The 6,696-nt window shown below is 71.2% G+C and carries 6 protein-coding genes; 4 read left to right on the top strand and 2 right to left on the bottom strand.

What is annotated here, in order from left to right:
* Window positions 1-194: 194 nt before the first annotated feature.
* Complete coding sequence (locus AB0B48_RS15075) at window positions 195-641, bottom strand: SRPBCC domain-containing protein (protein WP_210783445.1); 447 nt, start codon at window positions 639-641, stop codon at window positions 195-197.
* A gap of 188 nt (window positions 642-829) precedes the next feature.
* Between AB0B48_RS15075 and AB0B48_RS15070 the strand changes: the two genes are divergently transcribed.
* Genes AB0B48_RS15070 through gltX form a run of 3 tightly spaced genes read left to right on the top strand, consistent with a single transcriptional unit; the run spans window position 830 to window position 4,916 of the window.
* Window positions 830-2,179, top strand: a complete 1,350-nt coding sequence (locus AB0B48_RS15070; protein WP_357201126.1) for a GH1 family beta-glucosidase — start codon at window positions 830-832, stop codon at window positions 2,177-2,179.
* Window positions 2,176-3,453, top strand: a complete 1,278-nt coding sequence (locus AB0B48_RS15065) for an MFS transporter (protein ID WP_357201123.1) — start codon at window positions 2,176-2,178, stop codon at window positions 3,451-3,453. The genes AB0B48_RS15070 and AB0B48_RS15065 overlap by 4 nt, the downstream gene beginning before the upstream one ends.
* A gap of 53 nt (window positions 3,454-3,506) precedes the next feature.
* A complete protein-coding gene (gene gltX / locus AB0B48_RS15060) occupies window positions 3,507-4,916 on the top strand; it encodes a glutamate--tRNA ligase (protein ID WP_357201120.1) in 1,410 nt (469 codons plus the stop codon).
* Between the two features lie 192 nt (window positions 4,917-5,108).
* On the opposite strand, the gene AB0B48_RS15055 is transcribed toward gltX, so the two are convergent.
* Complete coding sequence (locus tag AB0B48_RS15055) at window positions 5,109-5,726, bottom strand: copper resistance CopC family protein (protein ID WP_357201117.1); 618 nt, start codon at window positions 5,724-5,726, stop codon at window positions 5,109-5,111.
* 252 nt (window positions 5,727-5,978) lie between these two features.
* Here AB0B48_RS15055 and AB0B48_RS15050 point away from each other — a divergent pair, with 252 nt between their 5' ends.
* Entirely contained in the window at window positions 5,979-6,629 is a 651-nt protein-coding gene (locus tag AB0B48_RS15050) for a hypothetical protein (protein ID WP_357201114.1), read from the top strand.
* Window positions 6,630-6,696: the final 67 nt, after the last annotated feature.

The raw sequence follows: 6,696 nt of genomic DNA, 5'->3' as shown, positions 1-6,696 counted from the left end.
GGGGGGCCGAGCGGGCCCGCCACCCCCACCCCCCCCCCCACCGACGGGGGCCCCCCCCCACCCCCCCCCGCCCCCTTCTGCGGCTACGGCCCAACCCAACTGCGGTCGGGGGTACGGAGCGGCGGTGGTCCGGGGGCCCTGGCGGGGATCCGGACCACCGCCGTCGCGGGTGACGCCGGGAGGATGGGCGCTCGTCAGCCGACGGCGGCCAGGTCGGTGAGCCGGGCCAGCGAGTCCTCCAGGTCGGCGCCGACCCGACGCAGTCCGAGGCGCAGCATGGCCGCCTTGACCGGGCCGGCCGGCCAGCGGACCACGATGAGGCGCACGATGGTCCCGCCCTCCTCCTCGTCTCCGGTGAGCTGGACGTAGATCTCGGTGCGCGCCTCCGCCCGAGATCCAGCGCCCTTGGCTCGTTCCCGCCAGCCGATCAGCGTCGGCTCCTGGTAGGCGATCACCTCGGCCTCATGCGCCGAGCCGCGCCCAGCCTGGACGAGTTGTCGCCGCCCGAAGCCCTCTCCCGAGAGCACTTCGGCCGCTCGGACCCCGGCCAGCCAGGCCGGCAACTGCTCGGCCCGCTGCACGACATCCCAGACCACTTCAATTGGCGCCGCCACGTGCGCACTGCGTTCCACGAGGATCATTTCCGTCTTTCCTCCGGTGAGGACATCCCACGATATCGGCACTCTATGCGCTAAATCGGACTTACCCGGACGGGTTCGGAAAAAGACACGCCGATCAACCATTGCGGATTACGCCAGGGCGGCCTATGGCGCATTCATCAAGAGCGCTTTAAAGTCCCGAACACGTTTCACGTTGACCGGGAGGGCGCATGTCGACCGCACCGATGCCCCAGTTCCCCACCGGCTTCCGCTGGGGCGTCTCCACATCGGCCCACCAGATTGAGGGGGCCACCACCGCCGACGGTCGCGCTCCGTCCATCTGGGACACCTTCGCGCGCTCCCCCGGGCGGATCAGCGACGGCAGCAGCGGCGAGGTGGCCTGCGACCACTACCACCGACACACCGAGGACGTGGCGCTGCTGGCCGGCCTGGGCGTCTCCGCGTACCGGTTCTCCATCGCCTGGCCCCGGGTCCAGCCCACCGGCGCCGGCCCGGCCAACCCGGCCGGCCTGGACTTCTACGACCGCCTCGTGGACGAGTTGCTGGCCGCCGGAGTCGACCCGGTGGCCACCCTCTACCACTGGGACCTGCCGCAACCCCTCGAAGACGCCGGCGGCTGGATGCACCGGGACACCGCCGCCCGCTTCGCCGAGTACGCCGAGAAGACCGCCGCTCGCCTCGGCGACCGGGTCCGGCTCTGGATCACCCTCAACGAGCCGTTCATCCACATGAGCCTCGGCTACGGCATGGGTGTGCACGCCCCCGGCCGGATGCTGCTGTTCGACGCCTTCCCGGTCGCCCACCACCAACTGCTCGGGCACGGGCTCGCGGTCGCCGCGCTGCGGACCCACACCGCCAGCCCGGTGGCGATCGCCAACAACTACTCCCCGGTGCGGGTGCTCGGCGACCGCGACGCCGACCGGGCCGCCGGGGCCGCGTACGAGGCGCTGCACAACCGGCTCTTCACCGACCCGCTGCTCGGCCGCGGCTATCCGGAGCTGCCCGGCTTCGATCCGAGCGTCATCCACCCCGGCGACCTCGACACGATCGCCGCGCCGATCGACGTGCTCGGGGTCAACTACTACAACCCCACCGGTGTACGGGCAGCCGAGGAGGGTTCACCCCTGCCGTTCGACCTCGTGCCGCTCGACGGCTACCCGCGTACCGCCTTCGACTGGCCGGTGGACCCCGACGGGCTACACGAGCTGCTCGGCTGGCTCCGCGACACCTACGGCGACGCGCTGCCGCCCATCGAGATCACCGAGAGCGGCTGCGCGTACGACGACGCGCCCGACGCCGACGGGCAGGTGGCCGACCCGGAACGGATCGCGTACCTCGACGGGCACCTGCGGGCGGTCCGGGCCGCCATCGACGACGGGGTGGACGTCCGCGGGTACTTCGTCTGGTCGCTGCTGGACAACTGGGAGTGGGCCGAAGGGTTCACCAAGCGCTTCGGGCTGGTACACGTCGACTACCCCACCCAGACCCGTACGCCGAAGTCGTCGTACACCTGGTTGCGGGACGTGATCGCGGCCAGCCGGCCGGGGCCGGCGCGGTGACCACCCTCGACCCAACGCCGGCGTCGCTGCCGGCGGCGCTCGCCGAGCCGACGGTGCCGGTGCGGCGCAGCTGGATCGGCTTGATCTTCGCGGCCAACCTCGGCGTGTGGATGGCGTTCTTCACGCCCATCCAGGTGCTGCTGCCGCAGCAGATCGAGCAGATCGCGCCCGGCGACAAGGAGAACATGCTGGCCGTGGTCACCGGCCTCGGCGCGTTGGCCGCGGTGCTCGCCAACCCCTTGGCGGGCGCGCTCTCCGACCGGACCTGCCTGCGCATCGCCGGCCGCGACTTCGGCCGTCGGCACGTCTGGACGGCGGGCGGGGCCGTGCTCGGTGCGGCGGCCCTGGTGCTGCTGGCCCAGCAGCGGACCATCCTCGGCGTCGCCCTCGGCTGGGTCGCCGCGCAGGTCTGCTTCAACGCGATGCTGGCCAGCCTCAGCGCCGCCATCCCCGACCGGGTCCCGGTGCGGCAGCGCGGCGGCGTCTCGGGGTGGGTGGGCATCCCGCAGGCGCTCGGGTTGGTGCTCGGCGCGGTGCTGGTCACCGCAGTGGTCACCGGCAACGCCGCCGGCTACCTGGCCATCGCCGTGGCCGTCCTGCTGCTGTCGCTGCCGTTCGCGCTGCTCACCCCCGACGAACCGCTGCCGCGTACCCATCGGCCGGCGATCCGGACGCGGGCGCTGCTGGCCTCGATGTGGATCAGCCCTCGCCGGCACCCGGATTTCGCCTGGGCCTGGATCACCCGGTTCCTGGTCCAGTTGGGCAACGCCCTGGGCACCCTCTACCTGCTGTACTTCCTCAGCGATGGGGTGCGCCACCCCGACCCCGAGGGCGGCCTGCTGGTGCTGATCCTGCTCTACACGCTCGGGATGATGCTGACAGCTGTGGTCGCCGGCCGGCTGTCCGACCGTTCCGGCCGCCGCAAGATCTACGTGATCGTCTCCGGGCTGATCATGGCGGTGGCGGCGCTGCTGCTCGCGGTCGCGCCGGTCTGGCCGATGGCGATCGTCGCGGCGCTGCTGCTCGGCGCCGGCTACGGCGTCTACCTCTCGGTGGACGCCGCGTTGATCACCCAGGTGCTGCCCCGGGCCACCGACCGGGCCAAGGACCTGGGCGTCATCAACATCGCCAACTCGGCGCCGCAGGTGCTCGGCCCGGCGCTCTCCGCCCCGCTCGTGGTGTACCTGGGCGGCTATCCCACGCTCTACGCGGTCACCGCCGTGGTCACCCTGCTCGGCAGCGCGCTGGTCGTCAAGATCCGCTCGGTCCCCTGAGCCGTGGGGGGCGGTGGCGGAATGCAGTCGCGGAGCGCCGTAGGCTGGGGGACGTGACAGTACGTGTGCGCTTCGCCCCTTCCCCGACCGGTATGTTCCACGTCGGCGGCGCCCGCTCGGCGCTGCAGAACTGGATCTACGCCAAGCAGCAGGGCGGCGTGTTCGTGCTGCGCATCGAGGACACCGACGCGGCGCGCAACAAGCCCGAGTGGACCGAGGGCATCCTCTCCGCGCTGGACTGGATCGGGATCTCCCGGGGCAGCTACGAGGGCCCGTACTTCCAGTCGGCCAACGCCGGGGAGCACCGGGCCGCCGCCGCGCGCCTGTACGAGTCGGGCCGCGCCTACTACTGCGACTGCACCCGCGAGGACGTGCAGGCCCGCACCGGCTCGCAGTACCAGGGCTACGACGGCTACCACCGCGACCGTGGCCTCGGGCCCGGCCCCGGGCACGCCCTGCGCTTCCGTACGCCCGACGAGGGCGCGACAGTGGTGGTCGACCTGATCCGCGGTGAGCCCACGTTCGAGAACAAGCTCATCGAGGACTTCGTCATCGCCCGCGGTGACGGCTCGCCGGTCTTCCTGCTGGCCAACGTCGTCGACGACATGACGATGGGGATCACCCACGTGATCCGGGCCGAGGAGCACCTGCCCAACACCCCCAAGCAGCAGCTGCTCTGGGAAGCCCTCGGGGTCAAGCCGCCGATCTGGGCACACGTGCCGGTGGTGGTCAACGAGAAGCGGCAGAAGCTCTCCAAGCGCCGGGACAAGGTCGCCCTGGAGGCGTACCGCGACGAGGGTTACCTGGCCGGCGCGATGCGCAACTACCTCATGCTGCTCGGCTGGGCCCCCTCCGGCGACCGGGAGATCGTTCCCTGGTCGGTCATCGAGGACGAGTTCCGGCTGGACGAGGTCAACCTCTCCTCGGCGTTCTTCGACGAGAAGAAGCTGCGCGCGTTCAACGGCGAGTACATTCGCGCGCTGCCGGTGGCCGAGTTCATCGACGCCTGCCAGCCGTGGCTGACCGGCACCGGAACCATCGCGCCGCCGCCGTGGCAGCCGGACGAGTTCGACGCCGACGCGTTCGCCGCCGTGGCGCCGCTGGCCCAGACGCGGATCGCGGTGCTCAGCGAGATCGTGCCGAACGTCGACTTCCTCTTCCTGGCCTCACCGCTGATCGACGAGGCCGCCTGGACCAAGACGATGAAGGACGGTTCCGCCGAGCTGCTGGACGACGCCGTCGCGGCGTTCGAGGCGCTGGAGTCCTGGGACGCCGAGTCGTTGAAGTCGACGCTGGAGGCGGTCGGCGCCGAGCGGGGCCTCAAGCTCGGCAAGACGCAGGCGCCGGTGCGGGTCGCGGTCACCGGTCGCACAGTGGGTCTGCCGCTGTTCGAGTCGCTGGAGGTGCTCGGCCGCGAGCGCACCCTGACCCGAATCCGCGCCGCCCGCCTACGCCTGGTCTAACCCCCCCGGTCCCCGCCCCCGCGCGCCGCTCCCACCTCCCAGCGCGTCGATCTTGCAATTTCGGTTGTCGACATGGGTGGAATGCCCCTTGTGTCGGGACAGGAAGTGCAAGATCGCGGAGCAGGGCCAGCTCGGCCCCGGGAACGATGATGCCCGGTCGGATTCGGGACCGACCGGGCATCAGATGATCGACTAGGCGGTGTCTCGGCGGCGGCGGAAAAACAGGCCGGCCGCGAGTGCGGCGAGCAGCAGCAGGCCGCCGACAGCCCAGATCCACCAGCGGCTGCCGGAGTCGGACTGCTCCGAGGCGGCCGGCACCGGGGAGGCCGTCGAGCTGCCGGGTGCCGCCGACGGCGAGCCGGCGGAGGGTACGCCGACGGCCGACGCGCCAGCCGAGGGCGAGCTCGCCGGGTTGGTTCCGGCGGTGGCCGACGGCGAGGCAGTGGGGTCGGCTGCGGTGCCGGTGGTGAGGGTGAACCGCACCTCGCCCTTCACCGGGTGCCCATCAGACGACGCGAGCTGGTAGCCGACGATGTAGAGCCCGGCTGCGGCCGGCTTGAACGGCACCCGCACCCGACTGCCGTCGAAGGCGGGAGTCCCGCCAGCGACCACATTGTCCGGTCCGGTTATTGTGATCTTCGTCGTAGTCGGCGACGGCTTGGCGAGGAACCGCAGCTCGACCCGGGCGGGTGCCGACGCCACGCGGGCGCCGTCGCGCGGGTTGCTGCCGGTCAGCTGGTTGTGGGCGGCGGCCGGAGTCGCCGGCACCAAAAACGACACACCGAACGCCACGCCGAGCACCACTGGCACGACCCGCACCGTACGTGTAACCCTGCCCCCCATGAACCCCTCCGTAAGGGTACGATCCGCCCGCTGATCAAACGGCTCCTCATTAGTCGAGCAGAGATCGCAGATAGTTCCAATTACTGTTCCGAAAGCTGCAACTCATCGACGTTCTGCGGAGTCTGTAGGAGTGGACGCGACCATCCGGTCGATGCCACACCGGCAGGTCGGTCCAGACGTTACGACGAAGCCATCCATCGAACGGGGCGAGGAGGCGGGATGGTCCGACACGTGAGGCGGTTGGCCGCCGTGTTGGCGGGCACGCTGGCGGTAGCACTGCTGTCGCTTGGCACCGCCGGCTCGGCCTCGGCGGCGCCGAAGCCGGCACCCGCCGGAGTGGACATCACCGGCACGGGGCTGCCCGCACCGCTGCGGTTGCGCGCGGAGAAGGAGCCCGCTCTCGTGGGCGCGGTCATCGACCAGGTCAACTTCCTCGCGCGCACCGGCATGCCGACCGGTCCGAAGGCAGCCAACCTCGGTCCGAAGTACACCGTCGTGGTGCTCGCCGGCGAGACGCCGAAGCAGACCTACGACCTCTACCCCAAGGCGATCGGCGGCCCTCGCGTCTTCCGGCCGGCGAAGCAGCCGGACGGCCGGAAGACCAGCGCCGGCTGGTTCCTGGGCCGGCTCAGCATGTCCGAGACCCTGCGCACCGCCGGTGTGCCGCTGGAGCGGCAGTTCGACACGGTCAGTGGCGGCGCGGGCGGCGGTGAGCGCGTTCTCCCGGAGGACACGCTCGACCCGGCGAAGGACCTCGACGAGGCGCTCGGCGACCTGCAACGCCTGCTGCTGCTCAACGTCGGCGTGATGCTGACCATCACCGTCGGCCTCGCCGGGATCGCCCTGCTGATCCGCAGGCGCACGCGCTGAGCTGGCGCACGCGCTGAGCAGACGCACGCGCTGAGCTGGCGCACGTACTGAGGTCACGCTTTCGCTG

It is taken from the genome of Micromonospora sp. NPDC049089, assembly GCF_040648775.1.
Lineage (GTDB): Bacteria > Actinomycetota > Actinomycetes > Mycobacteriales > Micromonosporaceae > Micromonospora.
Note: the sequence above shows the minus strand (reverse complement) of the source record. Positions and strands in the feature narration are given on the sequence as shown.

Bases quoted from the DNA above. Each gene is read 5' to 3' on its own strand.
- AB0B48_RS15070 (WP_357201126.1), top strand. From the start codon at position 830: ATGTCGACCGCACCGATGCCCCAGTTCCCCACCGGCTTCCGCTGGGGC.
- AB0B48_RS15075 (WP_210783445.1), bottom strand. From the start codon at position 641: ATGATCCTCGTGGAACGCAGTGCGCACGTGGCGGCGCCAATTGAAGTG.
- AB0B48_RS15050 (WP_357201114.1), top strand. From the start codon at position 5,979: ATGGTCCGACACGTGAGGCGGTTGGCCGCCGTGTTGGCGGGCACGCTG.